Below are 26,872 nucleotides of genomic sequence, written 5' to 3'. Positions count from 1 at the left end.
ACATCACCGCCTCACTCGTTCGGCGGCGTGGTCGCCTTGGCCTCGCTACCGAAGGTGCCATCGGCCTCGGCGGCCAGGTAGGCGAACACGGTGTAGGCGGCCACGTTCTGCGCCAGCGCCTTCGGGTCGATCTTGTCCAGGGTGTCGTCAGCAGTGTGGTGCAGGTCGAAGTAGTCCGAGCCGTCCTGCGCCAGCCATGCCCACGCGCCGCCCTTGGCAGCCAGCGGGCCGACGTCCGGGCCCGGGCCGCCCTTGTCGACCATGTACTCGATGCCCAGCGGCTTCATCACTTCGGCAATCTGCGCGGTGGCCTCACGCGAACCTTCCGGGTTCGGCGAGCCGGTGTTGAACGCGTAGATGCGGCCGGCACCGAAATCGCTCTCGGCGGCCAGCTGGTGCCGCGCCACGTCCTTGGCATGGGCTTCGGCGTACGCCTTGCCGCCGTACAGGCCCTGTTCTTCGTTGGCGAAGGCGACCACGCGGATGGTGCGCTTGGGCGCCTGCTTGAGCTGGCCGATCAGGTGGCCGGCGGCCATGGTGATACCTACGCCCGCGCCGTCATCGATGGCGCCGGTGCCCAGGTCCCAGGAATCGAGGTGACCACCGATCACCACCACTTCCTTCGGCAGGCTGCGCCCGGTGATTTCACCGATCACGTTGTAGGAGGTGGCGGTGCCGTCCCAGCCGCAGTCCAGGGTCACCTTCACGGTGGTGCTGCCGCGCGCCACCAGGCGTGCCAGCTGGTCGGCATCGGGCACCGACAGCGCAGCCGACGGCACCGGGGTCAGGCCGTCGTCATAGCGGGTGATGCCGGTGTGCGGCACGCGGTGCGAATCGGTGCCGGCCGAGCGCATCAGGAAGCCTACCGCGCCCTTGCGGATCGCCTCGGACGGGCCCTTGCTGCGGATCGCGCCGCCACGGCCGTAGTCGCGGCCATCGCGGAACGGCAGCATCTGGTAATCGACGAAGGCGATCTTGCCCTTCAGCAAGCTTTCCGGTGCGGCCTGCAGCGCGGCGAGGTCGGCAAAGCGCACGACTTCGGCTTCGACGCTGCCGCCCGGGCTGCCGCCCAGCGCGGTGATCTGCAGCGGCTGCTGGTGCTTGCCGGTCACGGCGGCGTGTTCACTGCGGCGTTCCCACTTGGGGAAGGTCACCGGTTCCTTCCATACCTTGTCAAAGCCGAGCGCCTTGAACTTGGCTTCGGCCCAGGCCACGGCGCGGGCATCGGCTTCGCCGCCAGCGATGCGCGGGCCGATCTCGGTGGTCAGCGATTCCACCACCTTCCAGCCGGTGTCATCGGCCAGCGCCTGGTCGCGCAGCTGCGCGGCCGTGGCCAGCGAAGCCGGGGGGAGGGTGGTGGTGCGCGGCGCCGCAAAGGCCGGCGCGGCCAGCAGGGCGAGGGAGGATGCGATGGCAAGGACGCGGCGACGCATGGACAGCTCCGGGAAGGGAATCAGCCTCGGAGCTTAACAGTCGTTCAGTGCCGCGCATGGGTGGGAGGTCACGGTGGCGGCGAACGCTGTTTTCCGGCCATGACCGGCAAAGCGGTAGCGCCGGGCCATGCCCGGCGGAGGTCCACGAACCGCTTCGCTCGCCGGGCATGGCCCGGCACTACCTTGACGACTGTCCGGCCCAGTCGAGCATGGCTCGACTCTACAGGTACGCGGAACGCCTTATTTCTTCAGGCTGTCGCGGATCTCGCGCAGCAGTACCACTTCTTCCTTCGGGCCGGCCGGTGCCGCTTCCTTCTTGCGCGACAGGCGGTTGATCACCTTGATCACCATGAAGATGGCGAAGGCCACGATGATGAACTGCACCAGCGTGTTGAGGAAATCACCGTAGCCGATGACCACGGCGGGTATCTCGGTGCCGTCGGCGCCGACACGTGCAGGCGCCAACGTCCAGGCCAGATCGGAGAAATCCACCTTGCCGATCAGCATGCCCAGCGGCGGCATGATGATCTTCTCCACCAGCGCAGTGACGATCTTGCCGAAGGCCGCGCCAATGACCACGCCAACGGCGAGGTCGATGACGTTGCCACGCATCGCGAATTCCTTGAATTCGGTGAGCATTCCCATTCTTGTTGTTCTCCTGAGGGCGAGGGTTCGAGCGCAGGTTAACGCAGCCGATGTCAGCCCGCGATGACGCCGTGGCGTTCGGCCACGTTTTCCAGTCGAGCACTGAAACGGTCGCCCGGCTTCAATGCGGCCACGCCCGAGGGGGTGCCCATGAACACCAGGTCGCCGGCGCGCAGCTGCCACAGCTTGGACAGCTCATGCAGGATTTCCGGCACGTTCCAGATCATCTGGTCGAGCAGTGACTGCTGGCGCACTTCGCCGTTCACTTCCAGCGACAGGTTCAATGCGGCCAGGTCGCCCACTTCACCGGCGTGCACGATCTCGCTGATCGGTGCGGAGGCATCGAAGCCCTTGGCCGAATCCCACGGGTGGCCCTTTTCCTTGGCGGCGGCCTGCAGGTCGCGGCGGGTCAGGTCCAGGCCCACGGCATAGCCATAGATCAGCGCGTCGGCATCAGCCACGGCCAGTTCGCCGGCTGGCGCATCAACGCCGATGGCCACCACCAGCTCCACTTCGTGGTGCAGGTTGCTGGTGGCGGGCGGGTAGGGGATCACATCGTCATGGCCTACAACGATAGCGTCGGCCGGCTTGCAGAAGAACATCGGGCGGCCGCGGTCATCGGTGGCTGGCACCGCAGCGCCCATCTCACGCGCATGGTCGGCGAAGTTGCGGCCGACGCAGTAGATGCGGTGGACCGGGAACGTGCCACCACCCACCACCGGCACGCGCGGCACGACGGGGGCGGGGATGACATCGGAAACAGCGGCAGTGGACATGCGGGGGTTCCAGTAGGAAGGCCCCTTCAGTCTAGAACGGCGTGGCGCCCACGTCAGCGGGCGGCCGCATCAGCGCGACATCGGCAACGCTGACTTGCGCACCACGCGGTATTCGCCTTCGACGACGTTGGCATCGGCCGCACGGCGTGCGCCGACGGTCTTGCGCGAGGCCAGCAGCTTCCACGCCAGGCCGATCAGAATCATCGCCGCACCCACGAACACGCCGATGAACACCATTGCTGCCAGGATCGCCAGGCCGAGCAGGCCCACGGCAACGCGCACCAGCGGGTGGCGCGGCTTGCGCGGCGCGAACAGGGTGCGGAACTGGTTGAAGGCGGAAGCGCGAGTGAACATGGCGGCTCGATAGGGCTGGGATCAGCGAAACCAGAGTATCGGGATGCGCCACTTTCGTTGAGTGAAAAACTCGTTAAATATAGCCAAGGCTTATTACGGATCAATGACTTGTGTTCATCCCGCAGCCAGTCATATGAGCGGGCATGCGACAATCCGGTTTTCCGCAAGAGCCTTCCGCCATGACTGCCGCCGCTGCCCTGATCGCCCTTGATGCCCTTGCCGATGGGGCGTTTGCCGAGGTCGAAGCGGTCGTGGAGGGTGATGCCGAATCGCTGGTGCTGTACCGCGACGGCGCGCAGGTGCGCGCGTTCCTGAACATCTGTCCGCACGCCGGGCGCCGGCTGGACTGGGCACCGGGCCAGTTCCTGAAGAGCCGGGAAGGCCACCTGGTGTGTGCCGCCCACGGCGCCTCGTTCGCCCTGGACAGCGGCGACTGCATTGCCGGCCCCTGCAAGGGCGACCGCCTGCGCGCGGTACCGGTCGACATCCGCGACGGCCAGGTCTACCTGGCTTGAGGCGAGGGTCTGGTAGGTGCGGACCGTTGGTCCGCACGGCAAAGAGGTAGGTGCAGACCGTTGGTCCCCACGAGACTCCTTTGCATCAGAGCGTACGGACCAACGGTCCGCACCTACCAGGTGCTGCCCGCACCTACCGCAGGCTCAGGGGCCTCAGAACATCAGGTTGATCATCACCACCACCACCAGCGTGTAGATCAGCGACAGCGGTCCGCCGACCCGCCACATCTCGCGCGGGGTGTAGTTGGCCGGGCCGGTGATCATCGAAATCACCGGATTGGAGGCCGTCATCAGGTTGTTGGACGCCGACAGCGCCACGATCAGCGCGAATGCGGTCGGGTTGCCGCCTGCTGCCAGCGCCAGGTTCACCGCTATGGGCACCATCACGATGGTCGCGCCCACGTGGCTGATCACCAGCGAGAACGCGGTGGTCAGCAGCGCCAATGCCACTTCCAGTACCCAAAGCGGGATGCCGGTGGGCAGCTTGTCGATGGTGTGCCCGGCCACCCAGGCCGCTGCACCACTGGAATCCATCGCCCAGCCGAGCGGAATCAGCCCGGCCATCATGAACACCGTCTTCCAGTTGATCGAGGCATAGGCCTCGTCCATGCGCAGCACGCCGGTCAGCAGCATGCCTGCCACGCCGGTCATCAGGGTCAGCGCCACCGGCAGCTTGCTGGTCAGCGCGATCAGGATGGTCAGGGCGAAGATCGACATGGCGATCTTGAACTTGTGCGGGCGCTGTTCGCCGGTCGGGTAGTCGGTCACCACGACGAAGTCGCGGCTCTTGGCGGCTTGCGCCAGATCGGTCCAGATGCTGTGGAAGACCAGCATGTCGCCAGCGCGGAGCGGAACATCGCGCACGTCCTCGCGGATGACCTGCTTGTCGCGATTGATCGCCAGCAGGCTCATGCCGCGCTCCTTGCGCAGGCGCAGGTCGGCCGCGCTCTTTCCGATCACATTCGAGGTCGGCGGCACCACCGCCTCGGAAATGCCGGCGCGGCTGGGGTTGAACAGGTCGCCCAGGTGCTTCAGTCGTGAGGACATGCGCAGGAACTGGTTCTGCGCGAAATCCTGTACTTCCCCGCGCGGCCCCATAACGCCCAGCACGCTGCCCACCCAGATGCGCATCTCCGCCGGTGGCGCCAGGCGGGTGTCGTTGCCGGTTTTCAGCGCCAGCAGCAGCGGCGCATCGTGCAGGGTCTCGGCCTCGCCCAGGGTCATGCCCACCAGTGGACTTTCCGCGGTCACCATCAGCTCGAACACATCGCCTTCGATGCCGTAGGTCTTGGCGAAGTAGCTCTCGGTGCGCGCCGGGGTCACCCCGTCGTTGACCAGGCGTTCCTCTTCGATCAGCTTGCGGTCGCCGTAGTAGCGGAAATACAGCAGCGAGGCGATCAGCAGGGCCACGCCGATCGGCAGCGGCGCGAACATGCGCAGCGGCTCGATGGTGGCCAGGCCCGAGGGCAGGTTGTTGTTGGCCGAGGCCAGCAGATCGTTCAGCAGGATCAGCGGCGAGTTGCCGACCATGGTCAGCGCGCCGCCCATCACGATCGCCGCCGAAATCGGCAGCAGCAGGCGCTGCATTGTCAGCCCGGTACGCGCCGCCAGCCGCGAGGCCACCGGCAGGTACAGCGCCATCACCGAAGGGTTCTGCATGAAGGACGAGTTCAGGCCGGCGATGGCCGTGGTCATCATCAGCAGCCGCTGCTCCACGCCATGGCCGCGCCGCAGCAGCCACGCGGCCAGCCGGTTCAGTGCCCCGGTGCGGTCCAGGCCCGCACCGAGGATGGTGGTGGCGATGATGCTCATCACCGCGTTACCCGAGAAGCCTCCGAAGATTTCTTCCGGGGCGATCAGGCCGGTGACACCGAGCACCACGAGCACCACCAGCGCGACCACGTCGGCGCGGATGCGCTCGAACAGGAACATCGCCATCGTGAAGCCGACCAGCCCGAGCACGAGCTTCATGTCGTTGGTCAGCGTCAGCGCGGTATCCATGTGGGGCGCAGCGTCCTCGTGCGTGGGTCAGGTGCGGTCGTACAGCAGGTCCCAGACGCCGTGGCCCAGGTTCTGGCCGCGGGTCTCGAAGTGCGTCTGCGGGCGCCAGTCCGGGCGCGGCACGCTGCCACGCGGGCCGGCACGGTTGACCAGGCCGGCAGTGGCGTCGAGCACGTCCCACATCTGCTCGGCGTAGTCTTCCCAGTCGGTGGCGCAATGCAGGCGGCCACCCGGGCGCAGCTTGCGCACGATAAGCTCGGCAAACGCCGGCTGCAGCAGGCGGCGCTTGTTGTGGCGCTTCTTGTGCCACGGGTCCGGGAAGTAGATGCGTACTTCATCCAGTGCACCGTCGGCAATCTCGTTCTGCAGCACTTCCACGGCATCGTGGTGATACAGGCGCACGTGGTCGGCGTTGTCATCGGCCAGCGCGTTCAGCAGGCGGCCCACGCCCGGGGCGTGCACTTCGATGCCGATGTAGTCGCGCGAAGGATCGTGCTGCGCAGCGAAGCGCATGGCCGCGCCATTGCCGAAGCCGATTTCCAGCACCTTGTGCGCCGGCCGGCCGAAGGTGGCGTCCAGGTCGCGCGGCTGGCCGTTGTAGTCGATGCCGAAGCGCGGCCAGCGTTCGTCGAACGCGCGCTGCTGGGCGGGGGTGAAGCGGCCCTGGCGCAGCACGAAGCTGCGCACCTCGCGGCGGCCCTCGCTCACGGTGAAGGGCTTGGGCGGGGCCTTGGAACCGGCGCTGTCAAAAGGATTGGTCATCAGCCGATCAGCCCATCAATCGGGGAAGAGGCGCTGGCGTAGCGCTTGCGCGGGATGCGCCCGGCCAGGAAGGCCTCGCGGCCGGCTTCGACGGCCTTGCGCATGGCGCTGGCCATCAGCACCGGATGGCGCGCACCGGCGATGGCGGTGTTCATCAGCACGCCGTCGCAGCCCAGTTCCATCGCGATGGCGGCATCGGAAGCGGTGCCCACGCCGGCGTCGACGATGATCGGCACCTTGGCGTCCTCGATGATCTGCAGCAGGTTGTACTTGTTCTGGATGCCCAGGCCCGAGCCGATCGGCGCGGCCAGCGGCATCACCGCAGCGCAGCCGATCTCTTCCAGGCGCTTGGCCAGGATCGGGTCGTCGGAGGTATAGACCATCACGTCGAAGCCGTCCTTGACCAGCTGCTCGGCAGCCTTGAGGGTCTGCACCACGTCCGGGTACAGCGACTTCTGATCGCCCAGCACTTCCAGCTTGGTCAGGGAGTGGCCGTCCAGCAGCTCACGGGCCAGGCGGCAGGTACGCACGGCGTCTTCGGCGGTATAGCAGCCGGCGGTGTTGGGCAGGATGGTGTAGCGGTCCGGCGGCAGCACGTCCAGCAGGTTCGGTTCGCCCGGATTCTGCCCAATATTGGTGCGGCGGATGGCCACGGTGACGATCTGGGCGCCAGCGGCCTCGGTGGCCAGGCGGGTTTCTTCCAGATCCTTGAACTTGCCGGTGCCGGTAAGCAGCCGCGAGCCGTAGGTCTTGCCGGCGATCACCAGCGAATCGGGGGAGACAGGGAGGTTCATGATGCGATTATCGCTTATCCGCCTGAAGATGGGGTCACCTTGCGGAGGCCGCCGGGCATGGCCCGGCGCTACCACGCGCGTGCACCGGTAGCGCCGGGCCACGCCCGGCGAGCGCGAAGCGCGGGGCCTTGCCTCAACCACCGCCCAGCGCGTGCACGATCTCCACCACATCGCCTTCGGCCAGCACATGCTCGCCATGGCGGCTGCGGCTGACGATTTCGCCATTCACTTCCACCGCCACCCGGCGCTGCAGCAGCTGCTCGGCGGCGAGCAGATCGTGGAGGGTCGCCAAAGCGGGGAGGATGCGGGGTTCGCCATTGAGCTGGATGTTCATCGGGGCATTGTCGCCGATGGCCCGCCGGGATCGGAACAGTTGCATTCTGGCCCGCACGCCACCTCCAGCACACCCCGTCCGTGCCGGTTCAGGCGACAATTCATGCGGCGGCGCAGCGTGAGCAATCGGCGGCACGGTGAAACCATTCACCGTGCGCCGGCGTACGTGTGCGCTGGATCCCAACATTTCCCCCCAGGAGTTTCTACATGCTGCTCAGCAAACGCCCGATCCGCTCCCTGATGGCGGCCGCGATCGCGCTCGCCGCGCTGCCGGCCATGGCAGGCGAATCCCCGTTCACCCGCACCGTGTTCATCGGTGACAGCCTGACCGACAGCGGCTACTTCCGCCCGCTGCTGCCGGCCGACGTGCGCCCGGTGACGGGCCAGTCCACCACCAACCCCGGCTGGGAGTGGGCGCAGTGGGTGGCCGATTATTACGGCACCAACGCCAGCCCGAACGGCAACGGCCAGACCGGTGACAACTACGCGGTCGGCGGTGCACGTGTCGGTACCGATTTCCGCAACCCGCTGCTGGGCAACGTGCCGGTGCCGTCGCTGAAGACGCAGACGGCCAACTACCTGGCTGCCAACGGTGGCAAGGCCGACCCGAATGCCCTCTACACGGTGTGGGGTGGCGCCAACGACCTGTTCCAGATCACCGCACCGGCCCAGGCCCCGGCGATCATCGGTGCGGCCGTGACCGACCAGATCGGCATCGTGGCCAGCCTCAAGCAGGCTGGCGCTCAATACGTGCTGGTGCCCAACCTGCCGGACATCGGTTCCACCCCGGGCTTCATCGACCGTGGCGCCGGTGCGCGCGCGCAGGGCACGGCCCTGTCCAACGCCTACAACAGCGCGCTGTACGGCGGCCTGAAGCAGGCCGGCATCGACTTCATCCCGCTTGATACCTATACCCTGCTGCGCGAGATCATCGCCACCCCTGGCATGTATGGTTTCAGCAACGTCACCGGCCGCGCCTGCACCGTGCCTTCGTCGCTGACCTGCAGCCCGCTGGCCTACGTGCGCCCCGATGCAGCCAGCACCTACCTGTTCGCCGACGATGTGCACCCGACCACGGCCGCCCACCAGATGCTCGGCCAGTACGCGATCTCGATCCTGGAAGGGCCGCGCCTGCAGCAGATCCTGACCCATTCGGCGCAGACCATCGGCCGTTCGCGTGCCGACCAGGTCAGCCTGCACCAGGCCGGCCGTCCGGCCGACGGCATGTCCTGGTGGGGTGGCGTGCGTGGCGACATGCAGCGCTACGACCACGCCGATGTGTACGACGGCCTCGCGCCGGCCGGCCTGTTCGGTGTCGACTGGGCGCGTGACGGCATGGTCGTCGGCGGCTTCGCCGGTTTCGGTCGCATGAACGCCGACTTCGGCAACAGCCGTGGCGACTTCACCCAGAAGGACACCACCGCCGGCCTGTTCGCGGGCTGGTACGGCGACCGCATCTGGGTCAACGGCCAGGTCAGCTACACCTGGCTGTCCTATGACGTGAACCGCAAGGTCCAGCTCGGCCCGGCCACCCGTGAACACGGCGGCTCGCCGGACGGCAGCAACCTGACCGCGGCCCTGAATGCTGGTTACGAGTTCGGCACCGAAGGCGGCTTCCGCCACGGCCCGATCGCCTCGGTGATCTGGCAGAAGGTGAAGGTCGACGGCTACACCGAATCCGCCGATGCCACCACCCTGGCCACCGCGCTGGGCTACGGCAGGCAGGACGTCGATTCCACCGTCGGCCGCATCGGCTGGCAGGCCCGCTTTGATGGCGGCGCCGTCAAGCCGTACGTGCAGGTGACCTACGACCACGAGTTCGAGGACACCAAGCAGGCCAGCGCCTGGGTGCAGAGCCTGCCGGACGTGGGCATGTACCGCGTGCCGGGCATGGACTTCGACAAGAACTACGCAACCGCCATCTTCGGCGCGCGCATGGAACTGTTCGGCCTGCAGAGCAACATCGGCCTGAGCGCCACTACACTGCAGAAGCGTGCGCAGGACGCGACGCTGTTCGCCAGCTTCAGCGGCAGCTTCTGATCCAGGGCGGGGTCGGATCCCTTTCCGCAGGAAAGGGCTCTGACCCCATTGCCCAACACGGGCTGCTCCGCATAGACTTCCACCCTGCAATGCGGGCGTAGCTCAATGGTAGAGCTGTAGCTTCCCAAGCTACTGACGAGGGTTCGATTCCCTTCGCCCGCTCCAGCTTCCAGAACCCCGGTAACGGCCGCGCCGTTGCCGGGGTTTTTTTTGTCTGCCATAGGCGCGTTTTCCAACAATCCTCATGGCGGTTAGCGTCATCGGCCCGCTAGGGTTCTTCAACGTCAAGGGAAACCCGAAGCATGAAGAGCCATAAGGACATCGTCACTTGCCTGCACAAGATCTACCTGTCCGCCGGCACTGGCTCCAACAAGCAGCTTGAAGCCGTGCGCGCGCTGGGCCGCGCCGGTGGCCCGCACGCGGCTCAGCTGATCGAACAGATCTACCGCGAAGCCTTCGCGGGTTCGACCCTGCAGATGGCCTGCGTGGCGGCACTGGGTGAAGCCGCGCGGGGCTGCGCCCCAGGCGCGGCAGACAGCGGCTGAGGGCACGTCGACAGGCCTGTGCCGGCAGCATCATCCCGCCGCAACGCCGCCGCGCTATGCTGCGCGCCTGCCGTCCACTGCCACCGCGATGAAGCTCGCCATCCTGTCCCGCAACAGCTCGCTGTACTCCACCCGCCGGCTGGTCGAGGCGGCCCGTGCACGTGGCCACACCGTCCGCATCCTCGACCCGCTGCGCTGCTACATGCGCATCGCCGCCGATGGCTTTTCCATGCACTACAAGGGTCGGCCCATGACCGGCGTGGACGTGGTCATCCCGCGCATCGGTGCGTCCATTACCCGCTACGGCACCGCCGTGCTGCGCCAGTTCGAACTGATGGGCGCGCGCACCCCCAATCCGTCCGACGCGATCCTGCGCTCGCGCGACAAGCTGCGCGCGCACCAGCTGCTGGCGGCCAAGGGCATCGACATGCCAGTGACGGTGTTCGGCGACAACCCGGACGATACGGTCGACCTGCTGTCGATGCTCGGCCCGCCGCCGCACGTGGTCAAGCTCAACGAGGGCACCCAGGGCCGCGGCGTCATCCTCACCGAGAAGGCCAGCGCCTCGCGCGGCATCGTCGAAGCCCTGCGCGGCCTGTACGCCAACTTCCTCATGCAGGAGTTCATCGGCGAGGCCAAGGGCGCGGACCTGCGCTGCTTCGTGGTGGGCGACCAAGTGGTGGCCTCCATGCAGCGCCAGGCGCCGGAAGGCGACTTCCGCTCCAACCTGCATGCCGGGGGCACCGCGGTGCCGGCCAAGGCCAGCCGGGCTGAACAGCAGGTGGCGGTGCGCTCGGCCAAGGCGCTGGGTCTGTCGGTGTGCGGGGTCGACCTGATCCGCTCCGAACGCGGCCCGCTGGTGCTGGAGGTCAACTCCACGCCGGGCCTGGAAGGCATCGAAGCGGCCTGCCAGGTGGATGTGGCATCGCGCATCATTGCCCACGTCGAGAAGATTAAAAAGCCTTGATTATCAATGGCTTGAAATTTTCCTGAAGGATCGCCACCGGGTTTAACAAGCCTTTAATCGGGCCCGGCGTAGGCTTCAGCGAACCGCAGCTCTGCCTCTCAGCAGGATCGGTAATCGGGATACGACTTCAGGCCCAGGCGGTTAGACCGCCTGGGTCTTTTTTATGGCCGGCCTGGCCACGGCGGACCCGGTCAAAGGTCCGTTGTGGCGGCGCGGGGGCGGCTCGTTGAGTTGGGCCTTCGTTCCGGGATGGATCCGTGCAGAACGAGGTCTTCAATGACCAGGAACGGATCAACACCTTCCTTACCCGCACCACGGGCAGCAACATGCCCAAGAGCCTCTGCCTGACCGTGGCCGAACGGCGCCGGATCGAGGGAAAGGGCAAGGCGCTGCTGAACGACCAGCGCAGCTACAGGACGCTCTCGCCGCCTGCAGGGCGCTGACTGAGGGGCCTAGGTCACTGTGGCGGTGGTCCCTTGTCGACGCGCCTGCGGAGCCGTAGAGTCGGAAATTCTTCATGGACGACAGGAGAGGGAACGATGCATCGTAAGACTACGCTTGGCCTGGCTTTGAGCCTGGCAATGACCTTGGCGTTTACGGCACATGCCCGCGTCGACAAGGACGCTGAGGTCAAACTTGACTCAACCGCGCCGGTGGCCGAGCAGATCGCCGCTATCGAAAAAGCAATGAGTTCAGACGATTACTCTGAGATCAGCATGGAGCAGAAAAGCACCGTGCAGCAGGCGCTGGGGCGCATCCGGCTGAAGATGGGTGACCATCAGCGGGTGGAAGAACTGAGCCCGCAAGCGCGTGTCGAGATCTTCAACGATCAGGAGAGGGTCAATACGATCCTCACGCAGGCCCGCGACGACAGCCGCATGGTGTGCCGTCGCGAGCGCTCTACGGGCAGCAACATGCCGCAGCGGGTATGCATGACGGTGGCGCAGCGGCGCGAGGCCCTGGAAGCTGCCCGCAAGACGATGCGCGACAGCCAGTCCATCAACAATCTGCAGCCGTCAGGGGGGCTGTAAGCGGCGCGCACGAAATGTTAAGACTGCAACCTGTATCGTTCAGCGGGTAGACGTGGCGTCCACCCGCTCAGGCCCATCCTGAGCGGGTTGGCATCCCCCGACGACCCTTAATGAATCAGAGGTCCCAGTGCGTATTCTCGTAATCGAAGACAACAGCGACATCGCAGCCAACCTTGGCGATTACCTCGAGGATCGGGGCCACACGGTGGACTTCGCTGCCGACGGCGTGACCGGGTTGCACCTGGCCGTGGTGCACGAGTTCGACGCGATCGTGCTGGATCTCAATCTGCCGGGCATGGACGGCATTGAAGTCTGCCGCAAGCTGCGCAACGAAGCGCGCAAGCAGACCCCGGTGCTGATGCTGACCGCGCGCGATTCGCTGGACAACAAGCTGGCCGGTTTCGATTCGGGTGCCGATGACTACCTGATCAAGCCGTTCGCGCTGCAGGAAGTGGAAGTCCGCCTCAACGCCCTGTCGCGCCGCGGCAAGGGCGTGCAGACCCGCGTGCTGGAAACCGGCGACCTGGAATACAACCTGGATACGCTGGAGGTGCGCCGCCAGGGCAAGCTGCTGCAGCTCAACCCGACTGCGTTGAAGATCCTGCAGGCGCTGATGGAGGCCGCCCCGGCGGTGGTCACCCGCCAGGAACTGGAAACCCGCGTCTGGGGCGAGGAGCTGCCCGATTCGGATTCCCTGCGCGTACACATCCACGGCCTGCGCGCGGTGGTCGACAAGCCGTTTGAAGTGCCGCTGATCCAGACCCGCCATGGCATCGGTTACCGCATCGCCCTCCCGGAAGCCTGATTCGGTGGCAACCAAGGGGGAGCGTCGGCGCACGCCCTATCGGCGGCGCCTGCGCAGTCGCATCATCGTCTCGTTCGTGTTGTTGGGCTTCTGCCTGACGACACTGTTCGCGTTCGCCACCAACTGGGCCCGCATGCGCGTGGAAAACCAGCTGGTGGAAGACGTGATGAACCGCAACATCAACGAGTACGCGCGGCGCTTCTACGAGCACCCCGGACGCAACCCCGAAGTGCCGGTGCAGCAGATCCGGGCGTACGCGTATTCGAGCGACAAGTTCGACCGCGTGCGCGAAAACCAGCCGGATTGGGCGGCGTTGCCCAACGGCAATTACAACCTCAGCGGCATCGACGACCAGAACCAGCCGTATGCCTACAAGCTGGCCGTGCGCAAGGCAGATGACGCCTGGTTCTTCCTCGCCTATGACATGACCGACAGTGTGCGCGGCGGGCAGCAGCTCAACCGCGCGCTGGTGCTGTCGGTGCTGGTCTTCAGCCTGCTGTCGCTGGTGCTGGGCTGGTGGTCAGCGTCGAAGGTGATGAAGCCGGTGTCCGACCTGGCCGCGCGGCTGCGTGCCTACCGCGGTGGCACCAGCGATCCCGAGCCGTTGGCGCCGCGTTTCCCCGACGACGAAGTGGGGCAGCTGGCGCAGGCTCTGGATGACTATTCCTCGCGCCTGACCGAAGTCGTGCAGCGCGACCGTGAGTTCAATGCAGACGTCAGTCACGAACTGCGCACGCCACTGGCGGTGATCCGCGGCGCGACCGAGCTGCTGCTGACCCGTCCCGGCCTGGACGAGAAAGTGCTGCAGCGCCTGCAGCGCATCCAGCGTGCCGAACAGCAGTGCAGCGATCTGATCGGTGCCTTGCTGCTGCTGTCGCGCAACGAGCGCGGGCAGGGCACCAGCAACGTGGCGCGGGTGGCCGAGCAGCTGCTGGACGCGCACCGCGCGCAGCTTGGCGGCAAGCCGCTGGAGCTGGTGCTGGAAGGCGAGCGCGGCCTGGTGATCGATGCACCGGAAGCGGCCTTGTCGGTGGCGCTGGGCAACCTCATCGGCAATGCCGTGAAGTATTCGCAGGATGGCAGCGTGCGCGTGCACGTCAGCAGCAATGCGGTGTCGGTGACCGACAGTGGTCCCGGCCTGAGCGAAGAAGACGCCGCCAAGCTGTTCCAGCGCGGTTATCGCGGCACCCATGCCGGCCACTCGCAGGGCGGCGGCATCGGCCTGTCGATCGTCAGCCGCCTGTGCGATCTGTACGGGTGGCAGGTGAGCGTGCGCCCCGGTGGTGATCGCGGCGTGATCGCGACGCTGACGTTCTCGCCGAAGCCGCTCTGACGCCACCTCGCTGCGTGGGTGCGGACCGTTGGTCCGCACTGTTGATCCCCATCCACGCATGGCGTGGATCTACTGACCGGGTGGTCCGCGTATGGCGTGGATCCATTGTCGCAACCGGCATCTATGGGCCCGGCTTTCGTCGATGGACGCCCATGCTTTCCCCTGCCACGGACCGCTGTGACGCATTTGCCTCCTGACATTCGCCCGTGCGGATGGCCAGATGCGCTGTCACCTGCGAGGAGCTCGGCCATGTCACACCGTACCCGTTACCCCAACCTGCACCAGCTGGTCGGCGATTCCATCGACGTGCTTTCCGCCGATATCGCTGCACGCATCGAAGCCGTGCTGAAGGATCCCGGTGACCTGATGTCCATCCTGCAGGAGAGGATGGAAGCCGACGATGCCACCGACCACGCGGCGGCGCGTGCCGGGCTGACCGACCAGCAGAGTGGCACGGTGGCCGGGCTGAGGCGCACCGTGTCCGGCATCAGTACGCTGACCAGGCTCATGCATGCCGCGCACATCGCGCGCACGCATGGTGGTCCGCTGCAGGCCGTGCCGCCGGAGACGATGGAGGGGCTGATGGTGGCCGCACGCGAGCTGACCCGTCATGTGCAGCAACAACTGCAGGCCGAGCGCATGCGCGGTGCGGCGACGCTGCAGTAATGTAGAGCCGAGCCCACGCTCGGCTGCCTTCGCGGCTGCGCCGCCGCCACTGTAGAGCCGAGCCCACGGCCGGCTGCCTTTGCGGCTGCGCCGCCGCCCGAGCATCGGCTCGGGCGCTACGGCTGCGATGTCTCAGCTGCTTTGCTGGAGGCAGACTCGCCGGGAATGGGGGTCGGCGTGCCCAATGTCTCCACCACATACAGGCGCTTGACCAGCACGAACAACACCACGGTCAGCGGTGCGGCCAGCAGTATCCCCGCCGGGCCCAGCAGTGCGCCGATGCCGAACAGCGAGAACAGCAGCAGGGCAGGCGGCAGGTCGACGGCACGCTGCTGGATGAGCGGCTGCAACAGATGCCCCTCCACCTGCTGCACCACCACGAACAGCGCCACCGTGGCCAGGGCGATTTCCGGGCTGACCGTAAACGCCAGCAGGATGGCCGGCACCGCGGCCAGGATCGGGCCGACGATCGGCACGAAGTCCAGCAGCGCGGTGATGATGCCCAGCCCGAAGGCCACCGGCACACCCAGCGCCCACAGCCCCAGACCGGTCAGCAGCCCGACCACGGCCATGGCCAGCAACTGCCCGCCCAGCCAGGCCTTCAGCGCATTGCCACTGGCATGAAACGCATCATCGACGGCCGGGCGCTGGCGGGTGGGCAGCAGCTTGAGCAGGCCCGTGCGATACAGATCCGGTTGCGCCGCCAGATAGATGCCGCCGATCAGTACCAGGAACAGGTCCGCGATCCCGCCGGTAGCTGACATTGCCAACGACCCGGCGCGGGCCGCCATCGTAGAGACGCTGGACTGCGCGTTCTGGGTCAGCTCATGCACGGTGGGGCCGACCGGACTGTCCGCCAGCCAGGTCTGGAAATTCTCCCAGGCGGCTGGCAACGTCTGCCGCAGCGTCGCCATCTGCGCCCCCAGCTGCGAACCGAACAACCACATGGCCGCTGTGAACAGCGCCACCAGCAGCAGCACGGTCAGGCCCAGCGCCCAACCCTCCGAGAGGGGTGTGTAGCGCCGCACCACGCCAACGATCGTCCGCAGCAGTGCCGCCACCACCACCGCCCCGAAGATCAGCAGGACCAGTTGCGACAGCTTCCACAGCAGCAGGCCGAGGGCGACCAGCGCCAGGGTCACCACCACGCGGGCGGTATAGGAACGGAGGGAGGCGGTGGGCACGTTCGATCTCACAGGCATGCAATACAGGCGCAGGACCATAGCGGGGCGCGTGAGAAGACGGTGTGTGTCTGCCGGGTTACAGCGTCGCGGTTGCCATTGCCTCAGGTAGCGGCAAGTTGCAGATACCGCATGTGCAGCGCTTCCACCTGCGCCTGCAGCTCATCGGGATGGCCGTCGTTGATCACCACGTCATCGGCCAGTGCCTGCCGCTGTGTCCGGCTGGCCTGGGCGGCAATCATCCGGTCGGCCAATGCAGCATCGATGCCATCGCGCTGCATCAATCGGGCGTGCTGCACGGCCTCGGGCGCATCGACCAACAGGATCCGGTCCAGCCACGGGTACGCCTGGCGGCCGCCGACCTCGGTCAACAGCGGAATCGCCGCCAGCGCATAGGGGCTGGCCGCCTGCTCGCATTGCTGCTGCATCAAGCGCCGGATGGCCGGATGGGTGATCGCCTCCAGAGCGAGCCGCTCGGCAGGATCGGCGAACACATGGGCCCGCAGGCGGGCCCGGTCCAGGCTGCCATCGGCCAGCAGCATCTCCGCACCGAAGCGTTCGGCGATGGTGGCGAGGGCCGGGCTGCCGGCCGCAACGACCTCGCGCGCGGCCAGGTCCGCGTCGGCCACCACGATCCCCAGCGCCTCGAAGCGCCGGGTCACCTCGCTCTTGCCGGCAGCGATGCCGCCGGTCAGGCCGACCACATAACGGCTCATGGCGGCAGCGTCAGCGCAACCCGCTCATGACCAGGTACTGGTTCACCACCGGCTCGCCCCACATGAAGTACACCCAGCCAGCCAGCGCCAGGTAAGGACCGAACGGGATCGGCGTGGCCTTGTCGCGGCCGCGGGTGTACAGCCAGATCGAGCCGATGACGGCGCCCAGCACCGACGACAGCAGGATGATGGGCAGGATGCCCTTCAGCCCGCACCAGGCGCCCAGCGCAGCAAGCAGCTTGGCGTCGCCGCCCCCCATGCCGTCGCGGTTGGTCACCAGCTTGTACGCCTTGGCCACGATCCACAGCACAAGGAAGCCTGCAGCGGCACCGATCAGGGCAGGTTTGGCCGGCATGTACAGGTTGTCCATGCTCCCGACCAGGCCCAACCACATCAATGGCAGGGTGATCTGGTCCGGCAGGTACTGCGTGCGCAGGTCGATGCCTGACAGGGCAATCAGGAAACAGGTCAGCACGATCGCGCCAAAGCCCTGCCAGCCGAAGCCGAACTGCCAGACGCAGCCCAGCACCATCACCGCGGTCAGCGCTTCCACCAGCGGGTACTGGATGGAGATGGGCGCCTTGCAGTGGCGGCACTTGCCGCCTTGGACGATCCAGCTGAACAGCGGGATGTTCTCGTACCAGGACAGCTTGTGCTTGCAGTGCGGGCAATGCGACGGCTCGACCACGATGCCCGGTGGTGGCGGGTCGTAGATGTCCGGCTGCTCCAGGACCTCGCGCGCCTCGCGCTTCCACTCCCACATCATCCGCTTGGGCAGGCGCAGGATGACCACGTTGAGGAAACTGCCCAGTAGCAGCCCCAGAGCGGCCGCGGCGGGGTAGCCGAGGCCGGGATGCTGATCGAGAAATGCCATTGTTACCTTTAGCCGATGACGGCGCCGAGTTTGAAGATGGGCAGGTACATGCCGATGACGATGCCGCCCACTACAACGCCGATGAATACCATGATCATCGGTTCGAGCAGGCTGCTCAAGGCATCCACGGCATTGTTGACTTCCTGCTCATAATACTCGGCCACCTTGAACAGCATGGCATCCAGCGCACCGGCCTCTTCGCCGATGCCGGTCATCTGGATGACCATGTGCGGGAACAGATTGGTCTGCTTCATGGCCATGTTGACCGGGTAGCCGACCGAGACGTCATCGCGCATGCGCAGCACAGATTCCTCGTAAACCTTGTTGCCCGTGGCGCCGGCCACTATACCCAGGGCCTCCACTAACGGCACGCCGGCCTTGAAGGTGACGGCGGTGGTACGGGCGAAGCGGGCGATGGCGCTGTTGTTCATGATCTGGCCGATCACCGGGACCTTCAGAATCAACCGGTCGAACGTGTGCTGCAACTTGGGGGATCGTTTGTACGACATGACAGCCGCAACCACTGCCCCTATCCCCACAATGGCCATCAGCCACCACCAAGAGATCATGAAGCGAGAGGCAGCGACGATCATCTGAGTGAAGGCAGGTAGCTCGGCACCAAAACCCTTGAATACGTCTTCGAACTGGGGTACCACGAAGATGAGCATGATGGCGCTGACCAGCACCGCTACCACAATCACCATAGCCGGATAGAAGAGGGCCTTCTTGATCTTGCCCTTCAGCGCCTCGATGTTTTCTTTGTAAGTAGCAACAGTATCCAGCACGGTCTCTAGGACGCCCGCGCCCTCACCAGCTCGAACCAGGTTCCGATAGAGTTCATCGAATTGCACAGGGTGCTTGCTGACGGCTTCGTAGAGCGAAGAGCCGCCCTCGATATCGGTCCGGATGGTATCCACCATCTTCTTCATGCGCGGGTTCTTGTGCCCGCTCCCGATTATTTCTAGCGCCGAGACGATCGGCACGCCGGACTTCATCATCGTAGCCATCTGTCGGCTGAAGAAGGCGATGTCCTTGGCCCCCACCGCCTTGCCCGCAGCGCCGAACAGCGGCTTGGGCTTGACCTTGACTTGGCCGGGGTTGATCCCCTGGCGACGCAACTCGGCACGGAGCAGGTTGGCATTCTTTGCCAGCTGCTCACCCTTCATCTTCACGCCACGTTTGTCGGTCCCCTCCCAGACAAACGGTTGCAGCTCCATGGTGCTACGCGCCACGGGCTCTTTCTTGATCGCACTGCGACTGACAGACATGTTGGCTCCCCAAGACCCGCCATCCCCAGGCGGGCATCATGACTGCCGATGTTAGCTGGTTCATGGCCATCTGGGCAGGCCGGGAAGGGGGAGGAATGTGGAATCGTGCCGACTTCCGCCCAAAGGTGACGCACTGCGTCACATTGCCGTATCCGTCGCATTTCCTGTCCAGGGGGCTTCACATACAAGAATTTGCTGCCATGATTGGGCCCGGGGAAATTCAAGGGGAGGCGTGCAGGAGTTGGCACGCAACCTGCGTTGATCCACCCGCAGGGCGCAGGACCCGCTCAGCCGGCCGTCGGACCGGTCCCGCGCACTGAACTCAACCACCACCTAATCTTGGGGATGTACACAATGAAGAACCAGAAGGGCTTCACCCTCATCGAACTGATGATCGTCGTCGCGATCATCGCCATCCTGGCTGCCATCGCGCTGCCGGCTTACCAGGACTATGTTGTCAAGTCGCGTGTTTCTGAAGCGATGGTGCTGGCTGATGGTCTGAAGGCCGTTGTTGCCGACAACGCTGCTCAGGGTGAATCCGACCTTGGTAAGGGTGCGACCCTGACCACGGCGGACGACAAATCCCCGAACGTGACCAAGACCGAGATCACTGCCAAGACCGGCGCAATTGTTGTGACCACCACCGACAAGGCTGGCAAGGGCACCGTGACTTTGACGCCGAATGCTGGCGGCGCAGCTCTGGTTGCTGGCACTCCGCCGAGCGGCACCATTACCTGGATCTGCACCTCGACGCTGAAGCAGAAGTATCTGCCGAGCAGCTGCACCGGCGCCTAACGCAGGCAAGCAGTCGCACGATGTTCAAGAAAGCCCTCTTACGAGGGCTTTCTTCTTAGTGCGGATGACGAGGATATGCACAACATCGCATGGGGGGACGTATCGTGCACACGAAACACGATGCCGGCTTTACTTTGATCGAGCTGATGATCGTGATCGCCACCATTGCGATCTTGGCCGCGCTCGCCGTTCCGGCCTATCAGAACTATGTGGTACGCGCTCGAGTGTCAGAGGCGCTGGTGCTCGCCAGTGGCCTCCGCGCTACGGTGGTGGCCAACGCATCCACCAATTCGACGAATCTTGGTCTCGGGGCATCGTTGACTGCGGCGACTGATAATTCGCCGAATGTGAAATCTACCAGTATTGATGCTGATTCTGGCGCGATCACTGTGGTGATGCGGGATAAGGCCGCGGCAGGAAACATCTTCCTGACGCCCTTCGGTGCGAGTGGTGGGGCGCTGGTGGCTGGGCAGTCGCCGGAAGGCAACATCACTTGGCGATGCACATCCGATATGGCCCAAAGGTACCTGCCATCCGGTTGCTCAGAATTGTAGTGCCGGCGGTGGTGTAGCATGCGGCGCGCCGCGTCCTTTTGCTGGTGATAGGCTGGGGGCGCGGCGTCGCTCATTTTGGGATTCGAGAATCATGAACGCAGTCATCTCTGCCAACCTCGTCGGTATCACCGGCCTCGCCCGCCGTCTGGTCCAGGACGGCGCCCTGGACGAAGTTGCGGCTCGAGACGCGATGGCCAAGGCCGCAGCGGCCAAGCAGCCGCTGCCGACCTGGTTCGCCCAGAGCAAGCTGGTCAGCTCTGCACAGCTGGCAGCCGCCAACTCGGTCGAGTTCGGCATGCCGCTGTTCGACGTGTCCACGTTCGACAGCAGCCAGAACGCGATGACCCTCGTCAGCGAGGAGCTGCTGCGCAAGCACAACGTGCTTCCGCTGTTCAAGCGCGGCGGCCGCTTGTTCGTGGGTACCAGCAATCCGACCCACTCGCTGGATGAGATCAAGTTCCACACCAATCTGGTGGTGGAGCCGATCCTGGTCGATGAGGACCAGATCCGGCGCACGCTGGAACAGTGGCACACCAGCCACGACACCATGTCCGACGCGCTCGGCGGCGACGACGAGGGGATGGCCAACCTCGACATCTCCGGCGGTGATGAGGACATGGCCTCGACCGACAGCGGCGTCGACGCCAAGGGCGACGACACCCCGGTGGTCAAGTTCGTCAACAAGGTGCTGGTCGACGCGATCCGCAAGGGCGCGTCCGACATCCACTTCGAGCCCTACGAAGATGATTACCGCGTGCGCCTGCGCATCGACGGCCTGCTGAAGATGGTCGCGCGCGCGCCGGTCAAGTTGAACCAGCGCATCGCCGCGCGCCTGAAGGTGATGGCGCAGCTGGATATCGCTGAAAAGCGCGTGCCGCAGGACGGACGCATCAAGCTGAACCTGTCCAAGACCAAGCAGATCGACTTCCGCGTCAGCACCTTGCCGACGCTGTTCGGCGAGAAGGTGGTGCTGCGTATCCTGGATGGCAGCGCGGCCAAGCTGGGCATCGACAAGCTCGGTTACGAGCCGGACCAGCAGAAGCTGTTCCTCGATGCGATCCACAAGCCCTACGGCATGGTGCTGGTGACCGGCCCGACCGGTTCGGGCAAGACCGTGTCGCTGTATACGGCGCTGGGCATCCTCAACGACGACACCCGCAACATCTCCACCGCGGAAGACCCGGTGGAAATCCGTCTGCCCGGGGTCAACCAGGTGCAGCAGAACAACAAGCGCGGCATGACCTTTGCGGCCGCGCTGCGCTCGTTCCTGCGACAGGATCCGGACATCATCATGGTCGGCGAAATCCGCGACCTGGAAACGGCCGAGATCGCGATCAAGGCGGCGCAGACCGGCCACATGGTGCTGTCCACGCTGCATACCAACGATGCGCCGCAGACCATCGCGCGCCTGATGAACATGGGTATCGCGCCATACAACATCACCAGTTCGGTGACCTTGGTGATCGCCCAGCGTCTGGCCCGCCGCCTGTGCAGCAACTGCAAGCGGCCGGCCAATCTGCCCGCCCATGCGCTGCTGGCCGAAGGCTTCACCCAGGAGCAGCTCGATGCCGGCATCCATCTGTACGAAGCGGCGGGCTGCGACGAGTGCACCGAGGGTTACAAGGGCCGTACCGGTATCTACCAGGTGATGCCGATGACCGACGAGATCTCGACGATCATCCTGGCCGGTGGCAATGCGCTGCAGATTGCCGAGGCGGCACAGGCGATCAAGGTGAATGACCTGCGCCAGTCGGCACTGAAGAAGGCCGCAGCGGGCGTGACCAGCCTGGCCGAGATCAACCGCGTTACCAAGGATTGATGCGCTTGGGGTCAGAGCCCTTTCCTGCGGAAAGGGATCCGACCCCGGCAGTAGATCCACGCCATGCGTGGATGGCGCGGTCAGAATGGGGTCGGAGCCCTTCAAGCTGTGGGGCTGATGATGTCCAGCCACTGCAATACAGGCGCAGGAACGTCTGCGCCCGTATCGCGGCAGTCAAATTCGACCTTGTTGCCAAGCTGGACGCGGCACACCGTGAAAGCTTCGCTTACGCTCAGGCTGTTGTCGCTCAGAATGCAGGCATCGGCCAGCGGCGCGGCGGCCGCGATGGCCTTCTGGGTCCTGGGAAAGCGAGCAACGAGTTTTTCCTGGTCCACATTGTGGCCGCCGCTGGCAACGCGTGTGCCCACCCGGCCGATGGAAAGCTGATCGCTGGCGAGGCCCACAAAGAAAAGGATGACGAAGTAGCCTGCTTTCTGCAGTTGCACGATCCGATCAATCTTCGACTCGACCTTGCCGTTGCCGAGGTCACGCCAGTGCGAGAAGACCGTTTCCAGCGCAAACGGGATATTGGCGGTCATCGCGTGGCCCACAAACGCTTCCACCCCTTGCTGGGCCACCTTCATCCACGCCGGATCTTCGTCGCGCAGCGCCTGTGCCCAGTCAGGCAGCTGGCCGCTGACAGTTTCGGGCAGGATCGACATCATCATGCGATCTGCATTGATCAACGGTATCTGCAGCACATCGGCCAGATGCTTGTACCACAGCGTCGATTTGCCCGATCCGTTGTGCCCTGCAAGGATGACCGCCAACGGCTTGTCAGTGCGCTGTCTGGCGACTTCTACCTGGTGAAGTGCTTGCGCCAGGTCAGGCTGCGATTTCCTGGAACTTTCCATCCACAAACCGTCCTTGGGCCTGCTTTCCATCGAGAACGCGGATGATCACGCCGGGATGCTGTGGATCTGCACTGTAGTAAGGAACCCCCGGGTGTGCGGTCACTTCCACGCCAGGGTGAATCAGTGCCCGGCCCAGCGCGTTCAGTGCCCGACGGCTTTCGGCGCGACCTTGCTGGATCGTGCGGGCGTCTACGCCACCCGAGCTGACGTGCGCAGAACCGAACTTCACCACTCGCACCGCCTTGGTCTTCGTGGTCGGCGTGATGACGTTCGTGTACGACGAAAAAGGCGCATTGCCAAGCGTCTGCTTGGTCTTCGGCAGGGGCGGCTTCCGGGGCATGGGTAGTACGCTAGCAAACACACTTGAGGCGGGCAAGTGCCTCTGCCGCTTCGTTTTCTGACATTAATACGGATCGACGGCCACTCCCCGAGCGGGGGGCCGTAGATCCACGCCATGCGTGGATGGCGTGGTCCGAATGGGGTCGATCCGAATGGGGTCAGAGCCCTTTCCTGCGGAAAGGGATCCGACCCCTTACTCCATCCCCAGCTTCTTCAGCTTGTAGCGCAGCGCCCGGAAGGTGATGCCCAGCTGTGCGGCCGTGCGGGTCTTGTTCCAGCGGTTCTCTTCCAGCGCACGCTGGATCGCGCTGCGCTCGAGCTGCTCGATGTAGGAGGGCAGGGCGGCGCTGCCGGGGTGCAGGTCGACCACGGCTTCGGGTGCGGCCGGGCCGCCGGCGGTGCGCGGGGCGTGCTGCGGCAGGCGCAGGTCGTCGGCGCCGATGCGGTCTTCCTCGGCCAGGGCCAGGGCGCGCTCAAGGATGTTCTCCAGTTCGCGCACATTGCCCGGGAAGCCGTACTGGGCCAGCGCGTCCAGCGCCGAGGGCGCCAGCAACGGAGTGGAGCGGCCGTGGCTGCGGGCCAGCCGGGCGAGGATCGAACCGGCGAGGTCCGGCAGGTCCTGGCGGCGCTCGCGCAGCGGCGGCACCCGCAGCTCGATGACGTTGATGCGGTAGTACAGGTCGTGGCGGAAGCGTCCGTCCTCGACCAGCTCGGCGAGATCCTTGTGGGTGGCCGAGAGGATGCGCACATCCACCGGTTCTTCGTTGGCCGCACCCAGCGCGCGCACCGACTTTTCCTGGATGGCGCGCAGCAGCTTGACCTGCATCTGCAGGGGCAGCTCGGCCACTTCATCCAGGAACAGGGTGCCGCCGTGCGCCGCCTGGAACAGGCCGGGCTTGTCGGCGTGGGCGCCGGTGAAGCTGCCCTTGCGGTGGCCGAAGAACTCGCTCTCCATCAGCTCGGTCGGGATGGCGCCGCAGTTGACCGGAATGAAGGGGCCCGAAGCGCGTGCGCCCTGGGCGTGGATGGTGCGTGCGACCAGCTCCTTGCCCACCCCCGATTCGCCCAGGATGTAGACCGGCGCCTGGCTGCGGGCGACCTTGCCGATGGTGGCGCGCAGCACATCCATGGCGGGCGAGTCCCCGAGCAGGCGGGCAGCCTGTTCGGTGGCGGCCGCCGCGACCGGGCGCTCGCTGTTGTTGAGTTCCAGGGCGTGCTTGACCAGGCCACGCAGCACGCTGATGTCCACCGGCTTGCTGACGAAGTCGAAGGCACCGGCCTTCAGTGCCTCCACAGCCAGATCCATGCTGCCGAACGCGGTGATCATCGCCACCGGCGTGCGCGGGTAATGCTGGGCGATCTCGCTGACCAGTTCGATGCCGTTGCCGTCCGGCAGCCGCATGTCGGTGATGCACAGGTCGTAGGGATTGCTGGCCAGCAGTTCGCGGGCCTCGGCGAGGTTGGCGGCGGTGCTGATGCGAAGGCCCATGCGGCCAAGGGTCAGCACCAGCAGTTCGCGGATGTCGCGTTCATCGTCGACGACGAGGGCGCTGCGGGTTTCGTTCATGGGCAGGGAAGATAAACGAGGGGGGCTGGAAGCGACAAATGTTTGACGCGGCGGGTCAATGCGGGAGCAGGGTGTGCGGGCCGGGCAGGACCAGGCGGAAGCAGGAACCGCCGGCCGGCACGGGGATGTAGTCCAGGCGCGCCTGGTTGGCCCGGCACAGCTCGCGGGCGATGTAAAGCCCCAGGCCGGTGCCGTGCTCGGAGGTGGTGAAGAAGGGGCGGAACAGCTGCGCAGCCACGGCTTCGGGGATGCCGGGGCCGCGGTCCATCACATCGATCACCGCGCTGCGCTCGTGCTGGGCCACGCGCAGGCGCACGCGCGCCGGCTGCTCGCCGATGCGGCCGTATTTCAGCGCGTTGTGGACCAGCACGGTCAGCACCTGGTAGAGGTGGCGGGTGTCGACCAGGGCGGGCACCGAGGTGTCGTTGATGATCGGCTCGATGCTGTCCGTCTCCAGGGTCTGGCCCTGCTTGTACTCCAGCACGAAGCGGCGCACGAAGGCAGCCAGGTCGACGTTTTCGGGGTTGGCGCGCTCGCGGCGGGCCAGGCCCAGCACGCTCTCGACGATGCCGTTGGTGCGCTGGCACTGCTGGTGGATGATCTGCAGCAGGCGGCGGTCGCTCTCGTTGAAACCGGTACCTTCTTCCAGCAGCTGCACGGCGTAGTTGATGGCCGCCAGCGGGTTGCGGATCTCGTGCGCCAGGCTGGCCGAGAAGCGGCCCATGGCCGAAAGGGTGAGCGACTCGGCGCGGCGCGAGACCACGCTGGAGTCGTCCAGGAAGACCAGCGCCAGCTCGCTGCCGGCCAGCAGGCGGGCGAACCGCGGCTGCACCTCGGGCTGGTCCGGGTTGAGCTGCAGCGGCAGTTCGTCCTGGGCCCAGCCGTTGCGCCAGCGGGTCAGGCGCCGGGCCAGTTCGGGGGCGATGCTGGCCAGGTCCAGCTGGCCGGTCTCGCCGACCCCGTCGCGGTCGCCCAGCAGCAGCGAGGCGGCTTCGTTGGCCAGGGTGATGCGGTTGTCGCCATCGACGACGATCACCCCGGTGCGCATGCGACGGATGATCAGCTCGTTGATCTGGAACAGGTTGGCCACTTCATCGCCGCGCTGGTTGGCCAGCTGCTGGTTGCGGCGCGCGCGGTTGCCGACCTGGTAGCTGATGAAGGCCAGGGCCAGGTAGCTGGTGGCGAACATCGCCAGTTCGGCCAGCGTGCGGGTGGGGTCACCGCCCTCCAGCACCTTCCACAGGTACTCGGCGGCGGTGGCGACGCTGGCGGCCAGGGCCAGCACCAGGCCCCAGCTGAGGGGCAGCAGGGTGGCCGCGGCGGCGATATTGAACAGCAGCGACATCGAAATGCCGGCACTGGCGCCGGGCAGAGCGTGGGCCAGCAGGCTGGCGGCGATGATGTCCAGCAGCACGCCGGTGACCACGATCGGCAGCAGCCAGCGCTCGCTGCGGCCCACCACCAGCAGCAGCAGGGACAGCACCAGATAGGCGGCCCCGACGCCGTACGCCAGGCGCGGGTGGTGCGCTTCGCCCACCATGGCCGACAGCGGGCTGTACAGCAGCGCGGCGATGACCGAAGCGATCAGCACGCGGTACAGCGCGAAGAAATACAGCTCGCGCCGGGGAATCGATTCGATGCGGTCGATCAATGAAGCACTGGGTGACACGCCGGAACTCCCCTTCTGGCTGCCTGGAACTGGATCTGACGGCGGTGGCACTGCAGCGTACCCGATGTTCCCCCGACCATCGGACACTTGCCCCGTAGAGTCGAGCTTGCTCGACTGTGTTTTCCGTAGAGTCGAGCTTGCTCCACTGCGTTTTCCGTAGAGTCGAGGGGGGGGGGGGGGGGGCAACAAACAGGCAGGCAAGAGCACAAAAAAGTAAGCCCACAATAAGTTGTGTG

Annotated in this window: 27 protein-coding genes, 1 tRNA gene and 1 pseudogene; 13 read left to right on the top strand and 16 right to left on the bottom strand. The window is 65.7% G+C overall.

From position 1 onward, the window contains the following. Positions 1-11 precede the first annotated feature (11 nt). The 4 genes from FJU31_RS09155 to FJU31_RS09140 form a co-directional block, all read right to left on the bottom strand. Positions 12-1,433: a M28 family peptidase gene (locus tag FJU31_RS09155; RefSeq protein ID WP_150454477.1), complete on the bottom strand. Its 1,422-nt coding sequence runs from the start codon at positions 1,431-1,433 to the stop codon at positions 12-14. A 240-nt stretch (positions 1,434-1,673) separates the two neighbouring features. Continuing rightward, entirely contained in the window at positions 1,674-2,078 is a 405-nt protein-coding gene (mscL, locus tag FJU31_RS09150; RefSeq protein ID WP_150454476.1) for a large-conductance mechanosensitive channel protein MscL, read from the bottom strand. Positions 2,079-2,131: 53 nt separating this feature from the next. Then, positions 2,132-2,854, bottom strand: a complete 723-nt coding sequence (locus FJU31_RS09145) for a fumarylacetoacetate hydrolase family protein (protein ID WP_150454475.1) — start codon at positions 2,852-2,854, stop codon at positions 2,132-2,134. 69 nt (positions 2,855-2,923) lie between these two features. Further along, positions 2,924-3,208, bottom strand: a complete 285-nt coding sequence (locus tag FJU31_RS09140) for a hypothetical protein (RefSeq protein WP_108769809.1) — start codon at positions 3,206-3,208, stop codon at positions 2,924-2,926. Positions 3,209-3,387: 179 nt separating this feature from the next. Here FJU31_RS09140 and FJU31_RS09135 point away from each other — a divergent pair, with 179 nt between their 5' ends. Next, a complete protein-coding gene (locus FJU31_RS09135; RefSeq protein WP_079222968.1) occupies positions 3,388-3,723 on the top strand; it encodes a Rieske (2Fe-2S) protein in 336 nt (111 codons plus the stop codon). Positions 3,724-3,876: 153 nt separating this feature from the next. Here FJU31_RS09135 and FJU31_RS09130 read toward each other — a convergent pair whose 3' ends face one another. The 4 genes from FJU31_RS09130 to thiS form a co-directional block, all read right to left on the bottom strand. Next, positions 3,877-5,724 (bottom strand): SLC13 family permease, encoded by a 1,848-nt coding sequence (locus tag FJU31_RS09130; RefSeq protein ID WP_150454474.1) that lies wholly within the window; start codon positions 5,722-5,724, stop codon positions 3,877-3,879. Positions 5,725-5,751: 27 nt separating this feature from the next. Next, positions 5,752-6,486: a tRNA (guanosine(46)-N7)-methyltransferase TrmB gene (gene trmB, locus FJU31_RS09125; protein ID WP_108769807.1), complete on the bottom strand. Its 735-nt coding sequence runs from the start codon at positions 6,484-6,486 to the stop codon at positions 5,752-5,754. Then, the gene (locus tag FJU31_RS09120; protein WP_150454473.1) at positions 6,486-7,280 is read right to left on the bottom strand and encodes a thiazole synthase; all 795 of its coding nucleotides are present in this window, start codon (positions 7,278-7,280) and stop codon (positions 6,486-6,488) included. Before FJU31_RS09120 ends, trmB begins: the two co-directional genes overlap by 1 nt. A gap of 133 nt (positions 7,281-7,413) precedes the next feature. Continuing rightward, entirely contained in the window at positions 7,414-7,614 is a 201-nt protein-coding gene (gene thiS / locus FJU31_RS09115; protein WP_150454472.1) for a sulfur carrier protein ThiS, read from the bottom strand. A 206-nt stretch (positions 7,615-7,820) separates the two neighbouring features. Here thiS and FJU31_RS09110 point away from each other — a divergent pair, with 206 nt between their 5' ends. The 9 genes and pseudogenes from FJU31_RS09110 (at position 7,821) to FJU31_RS09070 (ending at position 15,000) form a co-directional block, all read left to right on the top strand. Then, positions 7,821-9,653 carry an autotransporter outer membrane beta-barrel domain-containing protein gene (locus tag FJU31_RS09110; protein WP_150454471.1) on the top strand — a complete coding sequence of 611 codons (1,833 nt, stop codon included), beginning with the start codon at positions 7,821-7,823 and terminating at the stop codon, positions 9,651-9,653. 91 nt (positions 9,654-9,744) lie between these two features. After that, a tRNA-Gly gene (locus tag FJU31_RS09105) sits at positions 9,745-9,818 on the top strand. Between the two features lie 137 nt (positions 9,819-9,955). After that, positions 9,956-10,198, top strand: coding sequence for a hypothetical protein (locus FJU31_RS09100; protein WP_150454470.1), 243 nt, complete (start codon positions 9,956-9,958; stop codon positions 10,196-10,198). 88 nt (positions 10,199-10,286) lie between these two features. Continuing rightward, positions 10,287-11,165: a 30S ribosomal protein S6--L-glutamate ligase gene (gene rimK, locus FJU31_RS09095; protein WP_108769782.1), complete on the top strand. Its 879-nt coding sequence runs from the start codon at positions 10,287-10,289 to the stop codon at positions 11,163-11,165. 257 nt (positions 11,166-11,422) lie between these two features. Continuing rightward, positions 11,423-11,608 (top strand): annotated as a pseudogene (locus FJU31_RS09090) (hypothetical protein); the annotation flags it as partial. Positions 11,609-11,704: 96 nt separating this feature from the next. After that, positions 11,705-12,196, top strand: coding sequence for a hypothetical protein (locus FJU31_RS09085; RefSeq protein ID WP_150454469.1), 492 nt, complete (start codon positions 11,705-11,707; stop codon positions 12,194-12,196). 127 nt (positions 12,197-12,323) lie between these two features. Next, positions 12,324-13,001, top strand: a complete 678-nt coding sequence (locus tag FJU31_RS09080) for a response regulator transcription factor (protein ID WP_108769780.1) — start codon at positions 12,324-12,326, stop codon at positions 12,999-13,001. Further along, the gene (locus FJU31_RS09075; protein WP_150454468.1) at positions 12,964-14,334 is read left to right on the top strand and encodes a sensor histidine kinase; all 1,371 of its coding nucleotides are present in this window, start codon (positions 12,964-12,966) and stop codon (positions 14,332-14,334) included. The genes FJU31_RS09080 and FJU31_RS09075 overlap by 38 nt, the downstream gene beginning before the upstream one ends. A 249-nt stretch (positions 14,335-14,583) precedes the next feature. After that, a complete protein-coding gene (locus FJU31_RS09070; RefSeq protein WP_150454467.1) occupies positions 14,584-15,000 on the top strand; it encodes a hypothetical protein in 417 nt (138 codons plus the stop codon). A 116-nt stretch (positions 15,001-15,116) separates the two neighbouring features. Here FJU31_RS09070 and FJU31_RS09065 read toward each other — a convergent pair whose 3' ends face one another. The 4 genes from FJU31_RS09065 to FJU31_RS09050 all read right to left on the bottom strand — a co-directional run bounded on the left by FJU31_RS09065 (position 15,117) and on the right by FJU31_RS09050 (position 19,039). Then, positions 15,117-16,184 (bottom strand): AI-2E family transporter, encoded by a 1,068-nt coding sequence (locus tag FJU31_RS09065; RefSeq protein ID WP_246161263.1) that lies wholly within the window; start codon positions 16,182-16,184, stop codon positions 15,117-15,119. A gap of 101 nt (positions 16,185-16,285) precedes the next feature. Beyond that, positions 16,286-16,897, bottom strand: a complete 612-nt coding sequence (gene coaE, locus FJU31_RS09060) for a dephospho-CoA kinase (RefSeq protein ID WP_150454465.1) — start codon at positions 16,895-16,897, stop codon at positions 16,286-16,288. Between the two features lie 10 nt (positions 16,898-16,907). Further along, positions 16,908-17,771, bottom strand: coding sequence for a prepilin peptidase (locus FJU31_RS09055; protein ID WP_150454464.1), 864 nt, complete (start codon positions 17,769-17,771; stop codon positions 16,908-16,910). 8 nt (positions 17,772-17,779) lie between these two features. Beyond that, positions 17,780-19,039, bottom strand: a complete 1,260-nt coding sequence (locus FJU31_RS09050; RefSeq protein WP_150454463.1) for a type II secretion system F family protein — start codon at positions 19,037-19,039, stop codon at positions 17,780-17,782. 354 nt (positions 19,040-19,393) lie between these two features. Here FJU31_RS09050 and FJU31_RS09045 point away from each other — a divergent pair, with 354 nt between their 5' ends. From FJU31_RS09045 to pilB, 3 genes are all read left to right on the top strand, one after another. Next, positions 19,394-19,834 carry a pilin gene (locus FJU31_RS09045; RefSeq protein WP_150454462.1) on the top strand — a complete coding sequence of 147 codons (441 nt, stop codon included), beginning with the start codon at positions 19,394-19,396 and terminating at the stop codon, positions 19,832-19,834. 89 nt (positions 19,835-19,923) lie between these two features. Then, positions 19,924-20,388: a pilin gene (locus FJU31_RS19560; protein ID WP_150454461.1), complete on the top strand. Its 465-nt coding sequence runs from the start codon at positions 19,924-19,926 to the stop codon at positions 20,386-20,388. 91 nt (positions 20,389-20,479) lie between these two features. Next, on the top strand, positions 20,480-22,207 hold the full coding sequence (gene pilB, locus FJU31_RS09035) for a type IV-A pilus assembly ATPase PilB (protein WP_150454460.1): 1,728 nt from the start codon (positions 20,480-20,482) through the stop codon (positions 22,205-22,207). A 101-nt stretch (positions 22,208-22,308) separates the two neighbouring features. Here pilB and FJU31_RS09030 read toward each other — a convergent pair whose 3' ends face one another. The 4 genes from FJU31_RS09030 to FJU31_RS09015 form a co-directional block, all read right to left on the bottom strand. Next, the gene (locus FJU31_RS09030) at positions 22,309-23,061 is read right to left on the bottom strand and encodes a zeta toxin family protein (RefSeq protein ID WP_150454459.1); all 753 of its coding nucleotides are present in this window, start codon (positions 23,059-23,061) and stop codon (positions 22,309-22,311) included. Next, a complete protein-coding gene (locus tag FJU31_RS09025) occupies positions 23,033-23,401 on the bottom strand; it encodes a hypothetical protein (protein ID WP_150454458.1) in 369 nt (122 codons plus the stop codon). The genes FJU31_RS09030 and FJU31_RS09025 overlap by 29 nt, the downstream gene beginning before the upstream one ends. A 192-nt stretch (positions 23,402-23,593) precedes the next feature. Next, positions 23,594-24,967, bottom strand: a complete 1,374-nt coding sequence (locus FJU31_RS09020) for a sigma-54-dependent transcriptional regulator (RefSeq protein WP_150454457.1) — start codon at positions 24,965-24,967, stop codon at positions 23,594-23,596. A gap of 55 nt (positions 24,968-25,022) precedes the next feature. After that, positions 25,023-26,636 (bottom strand): sensor histidine kinase, encoded by a 1,614-nt coding sequence (locus FJU31_RS09015; protein WP_150454456.1) that lies wholly within the window; start codon positions 26,634-26,636, stop codon positions 25,023-25,025. Positions 26,637-26,872: the final 236 nt, after the last annotated feature.

This window comes from Stenotrophomonas cyclobalanopsidis, assembly GCF_008710035.1.
Classification (GTDB): Bacteria; Pseudomonadota; Gammaproteobacteria; order Xanthomonadales; family Xanthomonadaceae; genus Stenotrophomonas; species Stenotrophomonas cyclobalanopsidis.
This window is presented reverse-complemented; position numbering and strand designations above follow the sequence as displayed.

Coding starts and splice junctions, on each gene's coding strand:
- FJU31_RS09155 (WP_150454477.1), bottom strand. CDS start 1,433: ATGCGTCGCCGCGTCCTTGCCATCGCATCCTCCCTCGCCCTGCTGGCC.
- mscL (WP_150454476.1), bottom strand. CDS start 2,078: ATGGGAATGCTCACCGAATTCAAGGAATTCGCGATGCGTGGCAACGTC.
- FJU31_RS09145 (WP_150454475.1), bottom strand. CDS start 2,854: ATGTCCACTGCCGCTGTTTCCGATGTCATCCCCGCCCCCGTCGTGCCG.
- FJU31_RS09140 (WP_108769809.1), bottom strand. CDS start 3,208: ATGTTCACTCGCGCTTCCGCCTTCAACCAGTTCCGCACCCTGTTCGCG.
- FJU31_RS09135 (WP_079222968.1), top strand. CDS start 3,388: ATGACTGCCGCCGCTGCCCTGATCGCCCTTGATGCCCTTGCCGATGGG.
- FJU31_RS09130 (WP_150454474.1), bottom strand. CDS start 5,724: ATGGATACCGCGCTGACGCTGACCAACGACATGAAGCTCGTGCTCGGG.
- trmB (WP_108769807.1), bottom strand. CDS start 6,486: ATGACCAATCCTTTTGACAGCGCCGGTTCCAAGGCCCCGCCCAAGCCC.
- FJU31_RS09120 (WP_150454473.1), bottom strand. CDS start 7,280: ATGAACCTCCCTGTCTCCCCCGATTCGCTGGTGATCGCCGGCAAGACC.
- thiS (WP_150454472.1), bottom strand. CDS start 7,614: ATGAACATCCAGCTCAATGGCGAACCCCGCATCCTCCCCGCTTTGGCG.
- FJU31_RS09110 (WP_150454471.1), top strand. CDS start 7,821: ATGCTGCTCAGCAAACGCCCGATCCGCTCCCTGATGGCGGCCGCGATC.
- FJU31_RS09100 (WP_150454470.1), top strand. CDS start 9,956: ATGAAGAGCCATAAGGACATCGTCACTTGCCTGCACAAGATCTACCTG.
- rimK (WP_108769782.1), top strand. CDS start 10,287: ATGAAGCTCGCCATCCTGTCCCGCAACAGCTCGCTGTACTCCACCCGC.
- FJU31_RS09085 (WP_150454469.1), top strand. CDS start 11,705: ATGCATCGTAAGACTACGCTTGGCCTGGCTTTGAGCCTGGCAATGACC.
- FJU31_RS09075 (WP_150454468.1), top strand. CDS start 12,964: ATGGCATCGGTTACCGCATCGCCCTCCCGGAAGCCTGATTCGGTGGCA.
- FJU31_RS09070 (WP_150454467.1), top strand. CDS start 14,584: ATGTCACACCGTACCCGTTACCCCAACCTGCACCAGCTGGTCGGCGAT.
- coaE (WP_150454465.1), bottom strand. CDS start 16,897: ATGAGCCGTTATGTGGTCGGCCTGACCGGCGGCATCGCTGCCGGCAAG.
- FJU31_RS09055 (WP_150454464.1), bottom strand. CDS start 17,771: ATGGCATTTCTCGATCAGCATCCCGGCCTCGGCTACCCCGCCGCGGCC.
- FJU31_RS09050 (WP_150454463.1), bottom strand. CDS start 19,039: ATGTCTGTCAGTCGCAGTGCGATCAAGAAAGAGCCCGTGGCGCGTAGC.
- FJU31_RS09045 (WP_150454462.1), top strand. CDS start 19,394: ATGAAGAACCAGAAGGGCTTCACCCTCATCGAACTGATGATCGTCGTC.
- FJU31_RS19560 (WP_150454461.1), top strand. CDS start 19,924: ATGGGGGGACGTATCGTGCACACGAAACACGATGCCGGCTTTACTTTG.
- pilB (WP_150454460.1), top strand. CDS start 20,480: ATGAACGCAGTCATCTCTGCCAACCTCGTCGGTATCACCGGCCTCGCC.
- FJU31_RS09030 (WP_150454459.1), bottom strand. CDS start 23,061: ATGGAAAGTTCCAGGAAATCGCAGCCTGACCTGGCGCAAGCACTTCAC.
- FJU31_RS09025 (WP_150454458.1), bottom strand. CDS start 23,401: ATGCCCCGGAAGCCGCCCCTGCCGAAGACCAAGCAGACGCTTGGCAAT.
- FJU31_RS09020 (WP_150454457.1), bottom strand. CDS start 24,967: ATGAACGAAACCCGCAGCGCCCTCGTCGTCGACGATGAACGCGACATC.